The sequence below is a fragment of the Brucella sp. RRSP16 genome (genome assembly GCF_052246815.1).
GTDB lineage: Bacteria > Pseudomonadota > Alphaproteobacteria > Rhizobiales > Rhizobiaceae > Brucella > Brucella intermedia.
In genome coordinates this window covers 38,883-56,547 of record NZ_JBQQAM010000014.1, presented here as the reverse complement: position 1 = coordinate 56,547, position 17,665 = coordinate 38,883, and the positions used below count along the sequence as shown (strand labels likewise).

Sequence of the window (17,665 nt, the reverse complement as noted above, 5' to 3'; positions counted from 1 at the left end):
GCGCTGGCCATTGCGTTCATTATTTTTTCCCGGCGATCGTCACGCCCGTCCAGGCTGGGGGATCGGAGGCCGGGAAGGATTCAAGACTGGCTTCGATAACTGGATCGAATTCCGCCTGTTCTTGCGACAACAGGTCCACCGAGCCTTCCTGATCGACTGCGCGCCAGAGTCGGTGGTCCGTGCGACCCCGATCCTGGCGGGACGGTATGCGAAAGGCGTTCGGGGCGTCGGCTCCCTTGTAGAGGCGATGCCGCTCCTCTCCCCGCCAGCGGTCAGGCGCATGCCGGTGAGCCACGTCCTCACGCACGAAATAGCGCCAGTCCTGCCGCTCCGCGAATTCCACGGCGCTTTCGCGGTCGGGAAACTTCAGCCGGATCGAACGATAGGGATCGTTGCTGGAGGTATATCCCATCAGCGGCTCGACCTGCAGGGGCCGAGACGGCTCGAATTCCAGTATCCAGTAGTTGGGCCGCGGCGCCGACGTCATCGCGGAACGAGCCGGCCGGTAAATGATCGCGGTCGGAACGTCCCAAGACCTCATGTTGGTCCCGGGTATCGTCGGCGGAAAGGGTGGACGATTGTGTCCGCGCATCATGGTGCTTCCCCTCGGTTGTCCCCCAGAAAAGCGCGTTCCAGCCGAGCGCGATCCCGCAGGGGCTGTGGAATTCGCAATCTTCTCTGATGAGCACTCTCAAAAAGCGCATGAGCGGTATCGGAAGACTGACCTGAGTCACGCAGTTTATCGCGAAGATAATCGCGCGCCGACTGGACGATCCGGGTCACTTCGTCTTCGGGAATGCCGAGAACGAAGGAGGCTGCTTCAAGCGGGGTGTCGTTCAGATCGACAAGAAACAGGACCCTGCGCCAAAGCGCCGGCAGACCGGCGATCGCCCGGTGAAAGGCCAGCGCGTCCTGCCGTTTCGCGACAGCCGTTTCAGGGTCGTCCCCACCGTCGTCGGCGACGAGTTCCTCGAGCAGCAACACGTCGTCGGGCTGGTAGAACTCGAACATCTCCTCATCAGACTCGGTAGGCTCCCCGGCAGGCGCCTCGGGCGCTACGCGGCGCGCGGCGCGCGCCTCGGCCTCGACGGTCTCGAAGGCCCGTTGCGTCAGCCAGTCCCGGACGGAGAATTCGGTCGGCCGCCGCTCGAAGCGGTTGAGACCGTTGAGGATCGTCGCATCGACGATATCGCCAACGCTCAGGTAGCCAGCCGGCACAGACCCGCTACACTCGAGATAGGTCAACTCGCGCCTGACGGTGTCGTAGACCGTATCGAGATGATCCTCGATCAGGTCGAAGAAGAGTTGGCGCCGGTCGGCTTCCGCCGCATCCCGCGCCGACGGCAGCGGGGCGCCGATCCGGCGCCGGCGGGCTGGACGCTTGTATTCAGACTCGTGCTTGAGGCGCGCCACATGCCGGTCAACCCGCTGGCGCAGGTCGGCAAAAGCCTTGCGCAGGACAGGCTCGATCTCGAACCCCTCTTCCTGCGCCGCGATCACGCCCGAGGGCAGTTGCAGGCGCAGGCTGACCTGGATGCGCGTTTTGCCCCTCGTCTGGGAGGCGACGACTTCGAGCCGGACGAGATCCTCGCTGAAGCGTACAAGATGAGGTTCAAGTTGCCGCACCTCTTCCTCGATGACCTCAGGCGCGCGCTGTTGCCCGTGCCGGTCAAGATTGCGAAATGCTCTGATGACTTTCATGCCGTGGATCCTTCCTGTAACCCTCCGACGAAATGGCCCGGCGCGACCGTCGTCGCGCCGGCCAGTCCTTCACGACGTCACCCGGTAGATTTATCGTCCTTAGACTGCTCCTTATCCTTGGCGTCGACCGGGACATCGGGCGTCGGAGCGTCCGCCTTGTTTTCGGCAACTTCGCTGGACTCGTCGATCCCGGCCTCGGCCTGATCGTCCGGGCTGTCGTCACCGGTTTGCTTTGCGATCTTTTCGAACACGACCTTCTGTTCGTCCGCTGACCAAGCGACGCGGACCTTGTCCCCATCCTCGATCCGCCCCGAGAGCATTTCGCGAGCCAACTCGGTCTCCAACTCCGACCGGATCAGCCGGCGCAGCTCGCGGGCGCCGAATTCGGGACGGAAGCCGACCGAGCCGAAGTGATCCACGACGCTCACATCGAATTCGAGTTCGACACCCTGGGTAAGGGCGGTCCGCTTCACCCGGTTGAGCTGCAACTCGACGATCTGGCGGATCTCCGACTGGTTCAGCGAATGAAAGACGATGATCTCGTCGATCCGATTGATGAACTCTGGCCGGAAATGACCGCGCAACACCTCCATCAGTTCGGATTTCTGCTTGGCCTCGTCGAACTCCCTGCTGCCGCGTTTCGTGAGGTTGCGCTGGATGATGTCCGAACCGAGGTTCGAGGTTGCGATGATGATGGTGTTGGTGAAGTCCACCACGCGGCCCTTGCCGTCGGTCAGGCGGCCGTCGTCGAATACCTGCAACAGGATGTTGTAGACATCCGGGTGTGCCTTCTCAATCTCGTCGAGCAGCACCACCGAATAGGGCCGGCGGCGGACCTTTTCGGTCAGCTGCCCCCCCTCGTCATAGCCGACGTAGCCCGGAGGCGCGCCGACGAGCCGTGCCACCGCGTGACGCTCTCCATATTCCGACATGTCGATACGGATCATCGCGTCCTGATCGCCGAAGATCACCTCGGCGAGCGTCTTGGCCAGTTCCGTCTTGCCAACCCCGGTCGGTCCGAGGAACAGGAAGGTCGCGGTCGGACCGAAACCTTCGCGCAGACCCGCACGCGCAAGGCGCACCGCATCGGCCACGGCGCGGATCGCTTCTTCCTGGCCGATGACGCGCTCGTGCAGCTTCTCCTCGAGCTTGAGGAGCTTGTCCTTCTCCTCGGCGGTCAGCTCCGTGACCGGAACACCGGTGATCTTGGAGACGATCTGCGCGACATGATCGGCGCGCACCTCGGCGGTCGCCGAAGCCTGGTCGCGCTTCCAGATCTCCAGAAGCTCGTCAAGCTCCTTCTGCTTCTGCTCGAGTTCCTTCTTCAGTTCCGCTGCCCGGTCGAATTGCTTGCGGGCTGCGGCATAGTCCTGCTCGCGCTTGATCTGCGCGGCTTCGGCCTCCAGCTCCTGGACGTCCACAGGGCGCGCCGTGGCGCTGATCTTCACCCGAGCGGCTGCCTGATCGATCAGGTCGATCGCCTTGTCGGGCATGAAGCGGCCAGTGATGTAGCGATCAGAAAGCTCGGCCGCCGCGACGATGGCCTCGTCGGTGATCGTCACCTTGTGGTGCGCCTCCAGCGTGTCGCGCAGGCCGCGCAGGATCATGATGACCTGAGCTACCGTGGGTTCCTCGACATAAACCGGCTGGAACCGTCGCTCGAGCGCCGCGTCCTTCTCGATGTATTTCTGGTACTCGTTGAGCGTCGTCGCACCGATCAGGTTCAGCTCGCCCCGCGCCAGCGCCGGCTTGAAGGTGTTGGCGATGTCGAGACCACCTTCGCCACCGCCCTGGCCGGCGCCGACGATGGTGTGGATCTCGTCGATGAACAGGATCAGGCTGTCCTTCTCCTCGGTGATCTCCTTGAGGATCTTCTGGACTCGCTCCTCGAACTCGCCGCGATACTTCGACCCGGCCACCATCGAGTTGATGTTGAGCTCGACCAGCCGCTTGTCGCGCAGCGCCTCGGGCACTTCGCCCGCGACGATCCGTTGTGCAAGTCCCTCGACGATGGCGGTCTTGCCCACGCCGGGCTCGCCGATCAGCACCGGGTTGTTCTTTTTCCGGCGGGCGAGCACTTCGATCGTCGTCTCGATCTCGCGGGCGCGGCCGATGACGGGGTCGAGCTTGCCCTCGCGGGCGAGCTTCGTCAGGTCACGGCTGAACTGGTCGAGATCGGGCGTGCTGGAAGGCGCCTCCACGCGGCCCTCCTCGGCACCCTTGCCCACGACCTTGGTCACCTGCTGGCGCAGCGCCTGCGGCGTCAATCCGTATTTGCGCAGGATCGACGCGGCCAGGCCTTCACCTTCCTCGGCAAGGCCGATCAGCAGGTGCTCGGGACCGACATAGGAATGGCCGAGTTCGTTCGAGGCGATGAAGGCCCGGTTCAGCGCGTCCTTCAGGCGAGGACTGACGCCGATTTCGCCCTCCGTCCTGGCCTCTCCACGCTTCGCTTCCTTCTCAACCTGGCGCCGCAGGTCGTCCACATCGACCTTGAACTGTTCCAGGATCGTTTTGACGACGTCGGACGAGGTCAGTGCCAGAAGCAGATGTTCGGTATCGACCTCGCTGCGCCCGAATTCTCCAGCCTTCTGTGCGGCATCCTGCAATAGTTTGTTGCCCTGTTCGCTCAGCCGATCGGCGATGGTGCGTCCGCCGCCGCGCCGCGATCCGCGGCGCGGCGCTTCCTCCCCGAAGGTGGCATCCACGACGTCGTCCTCACCCGCGCCCGTGGCGCCCAGTGCGCCACCCCGCAGCGGGCTGTCGCTGAACAGGCTGCCGAACCCGCTATCGCCGAAGAATTCGTCAAAAAGGGAATGTCGTCCGAACAGGGACTCCAGCGGGGATGCGCTGCGGCCCGACCGGCGCACCATTTCGCGGTAGTGCTGATCGCACAGCTCCATGTTCTGAACTTTGCCGTTCACCGAGGCGCGCACGCGCGCCGTCGCCGGGCGACCGCAAATATCGCAAGCTCCGTTTGCCATTTTTCCTCTCCGTTTCTTTATCCAGTCAGGGTTGTCCGCCGATCATCTGCGTCAGTGACGGTGTCACGCAGCGACCGCTTCCGTTCTTTTCACCTTGGACCCAATTGCCACCAGATCGGGCTCGTCCAGTGTCTCCCGTTGCAGGAGATCCTGCGCCGATTGCTCAAGGAGATCCCGGTTGGCTTCGAGAAGCGCAACGGTGCGCTTGAAGACGCCATCCACCACCTCGCGCACCTTCTCGTCCATGCGCTCGGCCGTCGCCTCGCTGTAGCGGCGGTTGAGCCAGGACGCCTGATCGCCGGTCCCGAGGAAGCCCGGGCGTTCGCTGTCGTAGCTGACATTGCCGAGATCGGGATCCATGCCATAGCGCGCGATCATGGCGCGGGCGATATCGGTGGCCTTGACCAGATCGTCCGCCGCCCCGGTCGAGAGGTGGTCGTAGACGATCTTCTCGGCCGCGCGCCCGCCCAGCAGCACGGCGATCTTGTTCTCCAGCTCGTCGCGGGTCATCAGGAAGCGGTCCTCGGTCGGCCGCTGGATGGTGTAGCCGAGCGCGCCGATGCCGCGCGGTATGATCGAGACCTTGTGCACCGGATCCACCCCCGGCAGAGCCATCGCGACCAGCGCGTGCCCCATCTCGTGGTGCGCCACGATCTCGCGTTCGCGCGGATTGAGCACGCGGTTCTTCTTTTCCAACCCTGCGATGATGCGCTCGACGGCATTGTTGAAGTCGTCCATCGTCACCGCATCAGCCTTGCGGCGCGTGGCGAGCAATGCTGCCTCGTTGACGAGATTGGCGAGGTCCGCCCCGGAAAAGCCGGGAGTAAGCGCTGCGACCTTCTCGGCATCGACGTCCGGGGCGAGCTTCACCTTTTTCATGTGAACGCCGAGAATCTGCACACGTCCCTTCTTATCCGGCCGATCCACCAGCACCTGCCGGTCGAAGCGTCCCGCACGCAGCAGCGCGGGGTCGAGGATCTCTGGTCGGTTGGTGGCGGCCAGGAGCACGATGCCCACCGAAGGGTCGAAGCCGTCGAGCTCGGTCAGAAGCTGGTTCAGCGTCTGCTCACGCTCATCGTGGCCGCCAGCGATCTGGCCGGAGGAGCGCGCCCGCCCGAGAGCGTCGAGTTCGTCGATGAAGATGATCGCCGGCGCGGATTTCCGAGCCTGCTCGAAGAGGTCGCGCACCCGCGCGGCACCGACGCCCACGAACATCTCGACGAACTCGGAGCCCGAGATCGAAAAGAAGGTCACGCCGGCCTCGCCTGCCACTGCGCGCGCTAGAAGCGTCTTGCCGGTGCCCGGCGGCCCGACAAGCAATATGCCTTTGGGGATATGTGCGCCCAGCTTTCCGTATTCGGCGGGGTTCCTGAGGAACTCTACGACCTCCTCGAGCTCGGCCTTGGCCTCGTCCACACCGGCCACGTCGGCGAAGCTGACGCCGGTTTCTTTTTCCATGTAAACCTTGGCCTTGCTGCGGCCGACCTGCATGAACCCGCCGAAACCCTGTTTGTCGGCGAACTTACGGAACAGCAGCATCCAGATTCCGAAGAAGACAAGCGCTGGCGCCACCCAGGAAATCAGCGTGCCGAGAAAGGTGTTCTGAGGAACGCCCGTGATCTCGACGCCGGAGCGGTCGATCCGCTGCAGGATCGCGGGATCCACGACCGTGGTGACGAACTGGCTCTTGCCGTCGACGGGGTCGGTGAAGGTGCCGGTGATGGTGTCCGCGCCGACCGCGACGGACGCGACCCTGCCATCCTCGAGATAGCTCTCGAACTGGCTGTAGCTGATCGGTGCGACGGATTGCCAGCCGGCGATCAGGTTCTGGATGAAAAGCACGGCTATGAAAGCCACCACCCAGTACCAGATGTTATATTCGGTCTTCCTTTCCATGCCGCTTGTCCCTTTCACTGGCGCCCGAGCCGCGCCCTGATCCGCTCGAGCAGCGCCAGCAGGATGCGCCTTTCGTCTGCCGACAGATCCTGCAGGATTTCATGTTCGAGCGCCGATTGCCGCGGCGCGAGTTCCTCCAGCATCGCCCGGGCCTTCGACGTTGCGGTGACGATCTGCGACCGCCTGTCGTCGAGCGAGGGCGACCGCTCGACCCAGCCGCCCCGGACCATGCGATCGACGAGCTGGCCCGCAGTGGCCGGGCCGACCTCAAGTCGGTCGGCCAGATCGCCGATGGTCAGCCCGGGCGCATCCTCGACATGCGCCGCCGCCATCCAGGACAGGCGGGTCAGGCCGCTGTCGCGGATGTCTTGGTCGATCCGCTGCTGGATGAGCTGCGCGACCCGGTGGATCGTCGTCCCGATCAGCGCGATGTCCGAAGAGATCATAGGTATCCTTCCTCCGGTTGCATGAGACACAGGATAGACCGCACTCCATCCAAAGCGCAATGCACGCATCATATATGCTTGCATAATAAATGGAACCGCCTATCTTGATGGGCGGTCTCCGAACCCACATCCGGCCGGCACCGTTGCCCGGTCCCTCCATGCCGACGGTTCGGGGGCATCGATCAGCAACAGGAGGCCAGTAATGCTCTACCCGAGATATCTGCGCCGCAGCGATCCCTTTGCGCTGATGCGCTCCATGATGCGCGATCTCGACCGCGGTTTCTGGCCGCCGGCCCGCGCGGCGTTCCCGGCGGTGAATGTCTGGCAGGGTGCGGAAGTCGTCGCCGTTACTACCGAACTCCCTGGCATTGAGCCGGGCGATATCGAGATTGCGGTCAAGGACAACGTCCTGACGCTGTCGGGCGAAAGCAAGGCGCCCCAGGTTCTCGAAGGTGCGCGCTGGCACCGCAACGAACGCGGTTACGGCAGGTTTTCACGCGCGATCCGCCTGCCGTTCGCGGCCTCGGAAGACAAGGTCGAGGCGAGGATGACGAACGGCGTATTGCGGATCGTCATCTCCCGGCCCGAGGAAAAAAAGCCGAAGAAAATCGAGATCAAGGCAGCCTGAGAGGAGCTGGAACGATGAGCACCGACATCACGCAAGCCGCCGAAAAGACGCCGACCGACGCGCCTGAAACCGCCGCCGGCGGCCGCATCTACCGCCCGCTGACCGATATCGTCGAGACCGATGAGGGTGTCTCCATGATGCTTGAAATGCCTGGGGTCGCCGCCGATGCGGTCGAAATCACGCTCGAAAATCGTGTGTTGACGATCCGCGGCAAGGTTGACCCGGTGCGGCCGGAAAACCTCGAACTTGCCTATGCCGAATATGGCGAGGGCGATTTTGAGCGTGCCTTCACGCTTTCCGAGGACTTCGACCCCGACCGGATCGAAGCCGAGATGCGTGGAGGCGTCCTCACTTTGACGCTTCCCCGAGCCCCTGAAGCGCAGCCGAAGAGGATCGCCGTCAAGGGCGCCTGAAAACCGAAGGAGACCATATCATGCAGATCAAAGACCTCATTCCCTGGGCGCGCAAGGACGGCGCGCCAGATTCCAAGAGCAGCGAAGAAAACCCGATCGCGACACTCCAGCGCGAAATGAACCATGTGTTCGAGAACTTCTGGAACCGGGTCGGTCATTTCGAATGGCCCTTTGGCAGCGGCGAAGCGAAATCCGACGTGGTCGAGACCGACAAGGCGATCGAAGTATCGATTGAGCTGCCGGGCATGGAGATGAAAGACATCGAGGTGACGGTCAACGATGACATGTTGACTGTGAAGGGGGAAAAGAAGATCGAGCGCCAGGAGGAGAAGAAGGGCTACTACCTCTCCGAACGCAGCTACGGCGCGATCTACCGGACAATTCCGCTCCCTCCCGGTGTGGATGGCGAAAAGGCGCAAGCATCCTTCAAGAATGGGGTTCTGACGATCAAGCTGCCCCAGACTCCCGAGGCGCAGGCGAAGGTCAAGCGCATCGAGGTCAAGAACGGCTGATATGCCACATGGGGTGTCGCCGGTTTGCGGCGTCCCCTCCGCTCCGTGCGATATCGCACCGTCTGGCAAAGCCCCGGGGAGCTTGTCTCTCCAGGGCGGCTTTCGAGAGGCAATCATGAAAGACTTGCAACGATCTGGGCTGACCCGTGAACAATGGTCGGCGATGACGCTCTACGAGAAGTTCGAGCAAGTTGTCATCCTCGTCCTCAGCGTCATCATTGCGGCGATCGTCGTGGCGTCGGTCTGGGCGCTGATGCGCGAAGTCGTGAACCGCTTGGTTCTGGGGGCATTCGACCCTCTCGATTACGCCACCTTCCAGGTGGTGTTCGGCATGATCTTCACCGTGGTGATCGCGCTCGAGTTCAAGCGCTCCCTTCTTGTTGCGACCGAACGCAGCTTCGGGATCCTCCAGGTCCGCACGATCGTGCTGATCGCGCTCCTCGCCATCGCGCGCAAGTTCATCATCCTGGACCTCGGCGAGACGGAATCATCCAAGATTGCCGCACTCGCGGGCGCGGCGCTTGCGCTCGGCGCTGTCCACTGGCTGGTACGCGATCAGGACCGGCGCGAACTCGGAGGCTACAAGACGCGATGACCGCGGCCTCCGCCAGCGACCGCCTGCTCAATTTCGTGCAATCGGCGCTGCTGCTCGGGCTCATGGCCGCGATCGCCTGGATCGCGGTGACAGCGATCGTCGGACCCGAGACCAATCTCCTCATGGCGCTCGCGATGGTCGGGGGGCTCCTGTTTGCGCCCGGGCACTGTTACTTTAACGAGAGTGCAGACGTTTTTTTACCTATGGGCAAAATGCGAAGGGCGACCGGCATGTTTATGCTTCGCGAACGCGATTCATTCCCGCCACACTCCTTCATTTATTTGAGACGACGAACTGGCCAAAAGTAGCAGCAACCGCAAGCGATGCCAGCGCGCGCAATGTCCGCATTGATGTCGGCGCACGGATGCGAAGCATGTGGAAGTGATGTTCCGCGTTCCATACGCGCGCGAATGGAAAAACATGCTGTCAAGAAGCCCTTCCAGCCATTGCAAACGCCTAGGTTGAGGAGTAGCGGACATAACAACTGTGCAGCTTAGATCGTATAACAACAACACGGCAGAGATCGCCAGGATGACGCCAACGACCCTTTTCCTGATGGTGAGACAACCATTGAGAATGGTTTTCTTCTGGCAACGTCCAGTATGATGTGACTCTTTGCTTTGCAGGCGTGACTCCGCTTGACTCTTCGGAAGGCCGGGTGTTTTTGCCGGAAGTGCTTTATCGCTACAGAAATGCCGACAGGATAGCCTCACGCCATTACAATAAAGTCTCTTTCGCCCGCAGCGACAGCCAAGCGGCATGGCTTTTGCTATAAGCAGACGGGAGACACTTTACGGGAATAAGACAATGTCCAACTCAACCACCATCCATAACGACGGAAATACACTGTTTCCGATCGTTCTTTCCATCGTTGCCGCTGCGGCAACGGGCGTTCTCTGGGCTTACGCCAATCCGATCCAGCTGGTTCCGGGTGTGATCCAGTGGCGCATTTTTGCTTTCCTGCCGCCGCTAGTCGGTATTCTGCTGGGCCGCAAGAGCGGTTTCATCTGCGGCTATCTCGGCACAATCATTTGGTCGCTACTCGCTGGCACCTTTATTCCTGCGCATTCGCTACTCATCGACGGCATCATGGTTGGCCTAACCGGCCTGATCCCCGGCATACTGTTCGATCCGAAGACCACGACTTTCAATCGCGCAACGCTGATTAAAATTGCAGCGACCTGCCTTATTGTTGGCCTCTTGATGGTTGCCGCCGTTTCGGCAAGCCTTGCCTATCTTGGCATTTTTCCGTTTTGGTGGGCCGTCATGTATCTCGGTCTTTCCGATATCGTTCCGATGCTGATTGGCACCCCGCTTTTGGTGGTTCCGGCCCTGAAGATTCTCAAGGGCGCGCATCCGTCCGGTTTCACGCGTTTCTGAGAGCGGGCCCGGAAAAGTGCTCCAACTGCAGAATGTTAAAGTGAGCTTTGGCGATTCCGTTCTGGCAATCGCCGAGGCCAGCCTCGATATCCGTGACGGCGAACGCCTTCTGGTCTGCGGCGCGGGCGGTAGTGGCAAGACCACGCTGCTCAACGCTGCATCCGGCATTGTGCCGCGTCTGATTACCCCGCAGGTTTTTGGCGGCGATGTGACGCTGAACGGCAAGCCCATCTCTTCCATATCGAAGGATGAGCTGTTCAGCACAGTCGGTGTGGTTTCGCAGAATGTGGAAGACCAGCTCTGGGATCTCAGCGTCGAAGACCTGATTGCCTTTCCGCTGGAAAATCGCGGCCTTGCCAAAGACGCCGTCCGCACGCGGATTGACGATCTTCTCAACGAGCTGGAACTGAACGCCCTGCGTGGCCGTCGCGTGCTGACCCTTTCGGGCGGCGAGCGGCGCATGGTGGCCATGGCCGCCGCACTGGCTGCCGAGCCGAAGCTCCTGATCCTTGACGAGCCGACCACGGGTCTTGATCCGGCGGCGCGCCATCGACTCGTGCGGGTTCTCAAAAAGCTCGGGGCGGAAATTCCGGCCCTGCTGATCGCCGAACAGGATCCTGCCTCCTTGCAGGCCGTCATCACTGATGTCGGCCTGGTGAAGGAAGGCAAGCTTGCGCCTGTCGTGCCGCTTGCTTCCATCATCAATGATGCGGGAGCCTGGGAAGATGCGGGTGTTCTGCCGCCTGTGGCGGTGCGCAAGCGCCTTGCCGGTGGCAAAGCCGATGGTCAGGTGCTCGTTTCCGTGTCGGGCATCAAGACGCAGCTTCAGCGCCGTGATGGCCAGCCGGTTCTTGAAAACGTGAATTTCCAGATACGGGCGGGCGAGGTCGTCGGTCTGATTGGCAAGAACGGTGCGGGCAAGACCACGCTGTTCCAGTCCATTCTGGGCCTTCAGAAAATTGCTGCCGGTTCTATCACCATTGGCGGCGAGAATGCCGACAAGTGGACGGCGGCCAAGCGTGCCCGTTCGGTTGCCTATCTGCCGCAGAACATGCGCCGGATTCTGTTCAACATGACGGTGCTGGAAGAGGTGGTCTTCGCCATCACAGCGGCAACCCGCGCGCCGAAGGATGATGCCATCACCGCCCGCGCAACGGCATGCCTGCACAAATATGGTCTGGGCGGCCACGAGGAAACCAACCCGTTCGCGCTTTCCTCGCGGCAGCAGGCCTTGCTTGGTCTCGCCTGTGCGGAAGCGGCGGGCGCTTCGGTTGCCATTCTCGATGAGCCGCTTCTGGCACGCGATCTCAACGGTCGCCGTATGCTGGAACTGTTCCTCGAAACCGCACTCAGCGAAAACCGTGCCGTGATGCTGATCTCGCACGATCTGGAACTGGTGGACGATGTGTCGTCCCGTGTCATGATCCTCGATAACGGCCATGTCACTTTCGATGGCGATGTGGATACGTCCTGGGCTTCCGATGCCTATGGCGCACTGGCCTGGCCCAAACCGCGTGTCGTCGAGACGGGAGAAGCCGCATGAAAATCTTCTACGATTTGAACTTCTTCGTGAAGCTCGTCGCGGCTTTTCTGGTCATGCTTGCAGCTTGGCTGGTGCCCGGCTGGCATTATGGCGTACCGCTGGCGCTGGTGACGGTCGGCTTTCTTGTGCTGGTAAAGGTGCCGGGCCTGCGCGGCTATCTCAAGGGTGCGATGCTGTTGACGCTGCTCGTCATGGCGAGCTGGATTCTCAATCTCGTGCTGCAAGGCATGGCCTTCGTGGATACACTGCCGATTGCCGCCGGTATGGCGGCGCGGCTGGTGACGACCACGGCTGCCTTCTATTTTGTAATGGAAACCAGCACGCCGGGTTCCATTCTGGCAGCCGCAAGCGCTGCGCGTCTGCCGTCTATGGTAACGCTAGTACTGTCGCTGACCTTTGGCATCATCCCAATGCTGCGCGAGGATTTCGAACGTATCGCGGATGCGCAGCGCGCCCGCGGCATGGAAATCGATGACGTCTCCTTCCCGATGCGCCTGCGTTTTGCGCTGGCGCGCGGTGTTCCGCTTCTGGTGCAGGCAATCCGCATGGCGCATGCCATTTCGCTTTCGCTCGCCATTTATGGCTTCGACACCAAGCGCAAGCGCACCACATGGCGCAACGTGGGTCTGCTGGTTGAATCACGGCTGAATACCAAGGACATAAAACGATGACTGAAGACAGCACGAAACTTTCCGGCAATGGACAGGTCTGGACCGTCGATGTGGCAGGCCGCAAGGTCGATCTGCCGATTGTGCCGATCAATCCGAACTTCGCCATTTCCCTGATGATGGTCATTGATCTCGGTGTTCGCTTCGGAGAACATGTGGGCAAAGCGCTGGCCGAAAAGCTGGCGCCGCTGAGGCCCGATGTGATCGTCGGTGCTGCAACGCTCGGCATTCCGGTAGCGATTGAAGTGTCGCGCGCGCTTGGTCTTGACGATTATGTCGTGTTGCAGAAGTCGCCGAAAATCCATCTCGGCGATGCACTGGTGCAGACGATTTCCTCCATCACCTCCAAGGGCGAGCAGCGTTTGCTTCTCGATCGTCAGGCAATCCCGCTTCTCGAGGGAAAACGCGTGGTCGTGGTGGACGACGTCGTGGCATCGGGTTCAAGTCTCAAGGGATCAGTCGAGTTGGTGCGCAAGGCAGGTGGCGAGGTCGTCGGCATCGGCGTCATCCTCACCGAAGCCAAGGACTGGCAGGCCACACTGGGCGAAGATGTGAAGCTACTTCATAGCCTCGCGCATATTCCGCAGTTCGACAATCAGAATGGCGAGTGGACGCCGATTCTTGATAGCTTTCTGTGAAGACCAACGGAGCCCCGTAACCCTTCACTTTAGGACAGTCGCACCCGGCGACTGTCCTTTGCGGCCTTTGAACTTGGGGGTTCTAGAGCACGTCCGTTGTACGCGGAATCGCGATAAGGATTCCCTTGTTGGCCGAACTCTGCTTCTATTGCCCCATTGATGATTTAGTCCATGGCAAAGCGACCCGAGCTTTCAGCGACGATCTTCGTAGCCGGGTTTTGGCTGTGTCATGGGATGGCACGTCGGAGCGCTCAGCCGCAGCCCGATTTGGGGTTGGCGGCTCAACAGCTCTCACCTGGATTGCGAGTACTCGGGCTGATCGGTTGACGCCTGCGAAACAGGGTCGTCGCCGTGGCTCGCGCCTCCATGCCCACGAGGGGCGTTGGTGCATGGAACAGATTCCACACGGATTCCGGTCTTTGATGCTGGCTTATGTGGTTTCAACTTTCACGCGGACGGATTTCGGGCGTGGTGTCTGCAGCATGCGATTACGGACGCCGCATCCAAGCTTAGCTTCAGTCTTCTGATTGGCGAGTTTGCGTGACCTCAGCGTTGACCCGTTTGTTGATTTATAATTGCCTATGGCGTTTTCTACGCTCGCTCGCTTCCCATACTCGGTGAGATTTTGCCATGCCATCCGACCGAGTTGAGCAATTGTGCGGCTATGCCAGTCACGCTGATCGGGTGGGCCATACGAGGCATCTTGTAAGTCTCGTATTCGTGGCGGAATGATAATGCTCACACCGGGACTATGGCTGCGTAAAGCTTGATAGGTTTGATCGCTGTCATAAGCGCCATCTGCCATGAAACGAGCGATCGGGCGATCAATCATACCCAGCAAATCAGGAACCTGGCTGAGGTCACTGGTATTCTGATCAGTGAGTGTTTCTGCAATGACTTGATTGTTATCTGCATCAATAGCAAGATGCAGCTTAAGCCATTTGCGGGCAGATTTAGCGCCATGCTTTTCTTCAAGCCATTGTCCTGCTTCATATATCTTCATACCAGTGCTATCGACGATCACATGAAGAGGTTCGTCAGTTCCATCCATCCTGGTACGCCGGGTTAAGCTGGAAACAACAAGATCGGCGCAGCGTCTGCTTAATGTTGTGTGATCAGGCACCGGCAGTTCAACATTAAGCAGCCTCAACAACGAGGCCAGCAAACCTTCTGTCTGACGCAAAGGCTGGTTAAACACTTTGCCACATATCAGCGTCGTTTCAATCGCCAGATCAGAATAGCGACGTTGACCACCGCGTGTCTTGCGCGGTGGTGCAATCCACCCGGCTATCGCTGCTTCACTGATCCAGAAAGTAACACTGCCGCGCTGACGTAAGCCTGCTTCATACTCCGCCCAGTTCGTGACCTTGAACTTCTGTTTGGGTATCCGGTGACGACGAGCGGAGTTGTGCTTAAAAGGCATTGGCTTGATCCAAATTCTTAACGAAACTGAACATTACAAGCCAATGTTATAGAAACTCTGAAACTGACCGACGATCTATGCACCAACGCCATACAACGCAGCTCGTACTAAGCAGGGCCTTCAAAGGCAGTTGACCATTAATTCCCCTCCGAGAATGGTGAAATTGATCCCCTTGATTAGGACAAACCCCCTGGCCTTGATGATGGATATTCACAATTGGTAGGTCATGTTTGACGATCTGAACTGTCAGACTGCGACAAAAACCGTTTTAGATTAATTCCGGCGAAAATTATGTACGGCGGAATTGCCAGTGAATAGTGACCACAGTTCAATTGCAGAACATCCGGGTTTACGCCAGCATTATTCAGACTTTCCAACAGAGCAATTGACACTTCTGGCAATACAACCTTGTCTCTTTTTCCCAAGACGATCTGAATATCCAGATCAGGACGGGCGAGACTGTAGGCGTAGTTCCCCAGATCAAGCGGTGCCCAAGCCCTTTGCAGATGAGTAAGGTCTATCGTGGGCTCAAAGCTCTCGCGTATGGCCCGCGTTGCTCGCCCGGTCCAGACCATTTCGGCCAGACTACCGCCTGTGAGAAACAGCGAGGCTTTCCTAACGTTGGTATCATGAGCGGCGACCAGTCCTGCGACCCATGAACCGAGGCTCATTCCGAGTACGGAGATTTCTCGATATCCTTCGCTTTTCAGCCAACGAATGAGCTTCTGTCCATCCCACACGGCCTGCCGTAGTGACTGGATCGTTCGGCCAAGATTTGCGCTTAGCATATAATCAGCGTAGTCGGCCCCCGGACGGCTCCTTTCAAAATGATACGGCATAGCAATCTCAACGACTGTGATGCCCTTTTTGGACAAGTAACCCGCTATCTGTCGGTTGCGGGATTGTGCGTTCCAATGATGAAATATCACCAGTACCTTGTCCCGCGTGCCGCTATCGGTGATCTTCGACCAGACCACATTATTTTCCTCAACGTCTGTTGAAATGTCAGACGGAAATTTGAGGAAATCCCCTGCCCGCTCATAATCATTATCGTTACCGAGTGGCGCTCTGAAGTACGATGGCGTGGCAGCTGCCTGCACCCCAAGCTTGCAGAATTCCTCGATATTGGAAACATTCGCAGCGCCCGGAAACGCGCGTTCTGCATCGAGACTGACGATCGTTGCCTTTTTAGCGTCTTCTCCGCGTCGTGCCCGTTTTTCATCCCATTGATCAAGCCAACTATGAAACACTTTGATTGCTAACCTCACTCGCACGCCCGCACCCAAAGGCCGGATCAAATAAGCCGTAAATAGCGATTAGGAGCCCGGCAAACATCAGGACCGTAAAGCCGGAAAACGCGTCGATAGACAAATAGCTTGCGAAAAGCAGCGCCACAACTGCGGTCATTTTCCAGAGAGCGACTTTAAAATGACTTCCCGATCCAGCGCGGATCACACCATATAGAAAAACAAAACAGGTTGATATTGCGATGAGCAGGCTGCTGAAGTGTGTCGGCATCCGATAGCTAATGCGACTGTGCACGTCTGTACGATCGAATAGGATCGATGAAAGGTCGCTAATCACCCATGCAACGATGCTTGGGCCATTTGACGCCAGATAAGAGCTTTGCAGCTTCATGACGGTAGCGATCAGCATACCTAAGAGTGTGCAGCGGAAAACCCACAGCATAACCCAAAACCCGGTATCGCTTAGATCGCCCGCGTCCAAGAGGGACCGTGATTTTGCTGCGCTGCGGATTTTCCAAAAGTCATTGATCACAGAATGAAGCAGAATAAGACCGGCGAAAAAAAGATAAAACGATAGGCACATATAGAGGTAGGCGAGCGCCGTGAATAAGATCGCAACAGGTATCGTTACGATTTCAGGCCGGACTATCGCGATTGTGCCCCAATCGGTCGCGTAATTACCTCCGCCTTTGATGAGAGGCATCAAACAGACGCCAATCCACTGGAAAACACCCGCAAATAACAAGCATATTAGGAATACTGCCCAGAATGAGCCGGATGAAGCATCAATAATTTGCTTCCATGCGCTGTCGCTGTCCTCGATTGCGCCATCGACAAGCCCCTTACGTTTTTCGTGCTTCCACGAATTCACCAGTTCAAAAACAAAGGCCAGGAACAGCGGAAGGAAAACCATGAACACTAATGTCCAGTTCACCGCCCAAAGGAAGCCGACCTGCTTGATGACGCCATCGGATCGGGTGAACTTAACGTTGTGAATGCCTATGATGAACGAAAGGAATCCAAGGGCGGACATTCCGGCAAAAACAGAAGCAGACAGATTCAGTGGAGAACCTTCGCTGAGAAGCTTCTCAGACTGTCTGGGAAGCTTCCATCGCTTGTCATCATTATCCCTTACAGAATCCGATGTTGCTATCCGGTCTGCATCAAGGTTTGGCCCAGACGGCGAGACACTTTCGGCCCTCTTCATCTCGCGTCTTTTCGCCACCAACCGGGACTGAGCCGCGCTAAGCTCCATAATCCATTCACTTCTGGCAGCCGAGTCACCGCAGCTTAGAACTCTCGCCAGCAAACCGATGTTGGTAGTGCTTATGCCTTTCTCATTCTCCTGAAACCAGAGCTGTACAGTCCGTAGATCAACGCCGACGCGCTTGGGATCGACAAGCGTTATGGCCTCCGCAAGTAGCTCCGGCGTCCAGGGACCAGTGCGAGCGCCGTCGCTGCCGATCGGGCGACCTGCGCCCTCAGCGGCAATACGCTTGAACAATTCCTTGAAATCGCTCCCATCTTTCGGTGGAACGAAAAAAAACTTTCCGTTTTTTATCAATCTCTTACCGGCTCAAATTTCGTTGCG

General features: G+C 59.1%; 16 protein-coding genes and 2 pseudogenes. 10 read left to right on the top strand and 8 right to left on the bottom strand.

All coding sequences use genetic code 11. The annotated features are described in order from the left end of the window. Positions 1-19: 19 nt before the first annotated feature. The 5 genes from ACS5UA_RS19595 to ACS5UA_RS19575 all read right to left on the bottom strand — a co-directional run bounded on the left by ACS5UA_RS19595 (position 20) and on the right by ACS5UA_RS19575 (position 7,027). Complete coding sequence (locus tag ACS5UA_RS19595; RefSeq protein ID WP_443101690.1) at positions 20-541, bottom strand: NADH dehydrogenase ubiquinone Fe-S protein 4; 522 nt, start codon at positions 539-541, stop codon at positions 20-22. A 50-nt stretch (positions 542-591) separates the two neighbouring features. Beyond that, entirely contained in the window at positions 592-1,701 is a 1,110-nt protein-coding gene (locus ACS5UA_RS19590; RefSeq protein WP_443101689.1) for an RNA polymerase sigma factor, read from the bottom strand. Positions 1,702-1,778: 77 nt separating this feature from the next. Next, positions 1,779-4,685 carry an ATP-dependent Clp protease ATP-binding subunit gene (locus tag ACS5UA_RS19585; protein WP_443101688.1) on the bottom strand — a complete coding sequence of 969 codons (2,907 nt, stop codon included), beginning with the start codon at positions 4,683-4,685 and terminating at the stop codon, positions 1,779-1,781. A 63-nt stretch (positions 4,686-4,748) separates the two neighbouring features. Then, entirely contained in the window at positions 4,749-6,581 is a 1,833-nt protein-coding gene (gene ftsH, locus ACS5UA_RS19580; RefSeq protein ID WP_443101687.1) for an ATP-dependent zinc metalloprotease FtsH, read from the bottom strand. A 14-nt stretch (positions 6,582-6,595) separates the two neighbouring features. Next, positions 6,596-7,027 (bottom strand): MarR family winged helix-turn-helix transcriptional regulator, encoded by a 432-nt coding sequence (locus tag ACS5UA_RS19575; protein ID WP_013651409.1) that lies wholly within the window; start codon positions 7,025-7,027, stop codon positions 6,596-6,598. Between the two features lie 202 nt (positions 7,028-7,229). On the opposite strand from ACS5UA_RS19575, the gene ACS5UA_RS19570 reads away from it, so the two are divergent. The 10 genes and pseudogenes from ACS5UA_RS19570 to ACS5UA_RS19525 all read left to right on the top strand — a co-directional run. After that, positions 7,230-7,655 carry an Hsp20/alpha crystallin family protein gene (locus tag ACS5UA_RS19570; RefSeq protein WP_443101686.1) on the top strand — a complete coding sequence of 142 codons (426 nt, stop codon included), beginning with the start codon at positions 7,230-7,232 and terminating at the stop codon, positions 7,653-7,655. 14 nt (positions 7,656-7,669) lie between these two features. Further along, on the top strand, positions 7,670-8,068 hold the full coding sequence (locus tag ACS5UA_RS19565) for an Hsp20/alpha crystallin family protein (protein ID WP_443101685.1): 399 nt from the start codon (positions 7,670-7,672) through the stop codon (positions 8,066-8,068). Between the two features lie 20 nt (positions 8,069-8,088). Continuing rightward, positions 8,089-8,580 carry an Hsp20/alpha crystallin family protein gene (locus ACS5UA_RS19560; RefSeq protein WP_443101684.1) on the top strand — a complete coding sequence of 164 codons (492 nt, stop codon included), beginning with the start codon at positions 8,089-8,091 and terminating at the stop codon, positions 8,578-8,580. A gap of 163 nt (positions 8,581-8,743) precedes the next feature. Continuing rightward, entirely contained in the window at positions 8,744-9,175 is a 432-nt protein-coding gene (locus ACS5UA_RS19555) for a phosphate-starvation-inducible PsiE family protein (protein WP_443101723.1), read from the top strand. A 187-nt stretch (positions 9,176-9,362) separates the two neighbouring features. After that, positions 9,363-9,560: pseudogene (locus tag ACS5UA_RS19550) on the top strand (hypothetical protein); the annotation flags it as partial. Between the two features lie 422 nt (positions 9,561-9,982). Beyond that, positions 9,983-10,555 carry an aminotriazole resistance protein gene (locus tag ACS5UA_RS19545; RefSeq protein WP_021586547.1) on the top strand — a complete coding sequence of 191 codons (573 nt, stop codon included), beginning with the start codon at positions 9,983-9,985 and terminating at the stop codon, positions 10,553-10,555. Between the two features lie 40 nt (positions 10,556-10,595). Beyond that, a complete protein-coding gene (locus ACS5UA_RS19540; protein ID WP_235914826.1) occupies positions 10,596-12,098 on the top strand; it encodes an ABC transporter ATP-binding protein in 1,503 nt (500 codons plus the stop codon). After that, complete coding sequence (locus ACS5UA_RS19535) at positions 12,095-12,769, top strand: energy-coupling factor transporter transmembrane component T family protein (protein WP_443101683.1); 675 nt, start codon at positions 12,095-12,097, stop codon at positions 12,767-12,769. Before ACS5UA_RS19540 ends, ACS5UA_RS19535 begins: the two co-directional genes overlap by 4 nt. Continuing rightward, on the top strand, positions 12,766-13,404 hold the full coding sequence (locus ACS5UA_RS19530) for a phosphoribosyltransferase family protein (protein WP_247997191.1): 639 nt from the start codon (positions 12,766-12,768) through the stop codon (positions 13,402-13,404). The genes ACS5UA_RS19535 and ACS5UA_RS19530 overlap by 4 nt, the downstream gene beginning before the upstream one ends. Before the next feature lie 155 nt (positions 13,405-13,559). Then, positions 13,560-13,781: pseudogene (locus ACS5UA_RS19525) on the top strand (hypothetical protein); the annotation flags it as partial. Between the two features lie 53 nt (positions 13,782-13,834). Here ACS5UA_RS19525 and ACS5UA_RS19520 read toward each other — a convergent pair. The 3 genes from ACS5UA_RS19520 to ACS5UA_RS19510 all read right to left on the bottom strand — a co-directional run bounded on the left by ACS5UA_RS19520 (position 13,835) and on the right by ACS5UA_RS19510 (position 17,638). Beyond that, positions 13,835-14,827: an IS5 family transposase gene (locus ACS5UA_RS19520; protein WP_443101682.1), complete on the bottom strand. Its 993-nt coding sequence runs from the start codon at positions 14,825-14,827 to the stop codon at positions 13,835-13,837. Between the two features lie 224 nt (positions 14,828-15,051). Further along, positions 15,052-16,077, bottom strand: coding sequence for an alpha/beta fold hydrolase (locus ACS5UA_RS19515; RefSeq protein WP_443101722.1), 1,026 nt, complete (start codon positions 16,075-16,077; stop codon positions 15,052-15,054). After that, positions 16,067-17,638, bottom strand: a complete 1,572-nt coding sequence (locus ACS5UA_RS19510; RefSeq protein WP_443101681.1) for an RcgA family putative transporter — start codon at positions 17,636-17,638, stop codon at positions 16,067-16,069. The genes ACS5UA_RS19515 and ACS5UA_RS19510 overlap by 11 nt, the downstream gene beginning before the upstream one ends. Between the last annotated feature and the right edge of the window lie 27 nt (positions 17,639-17,665).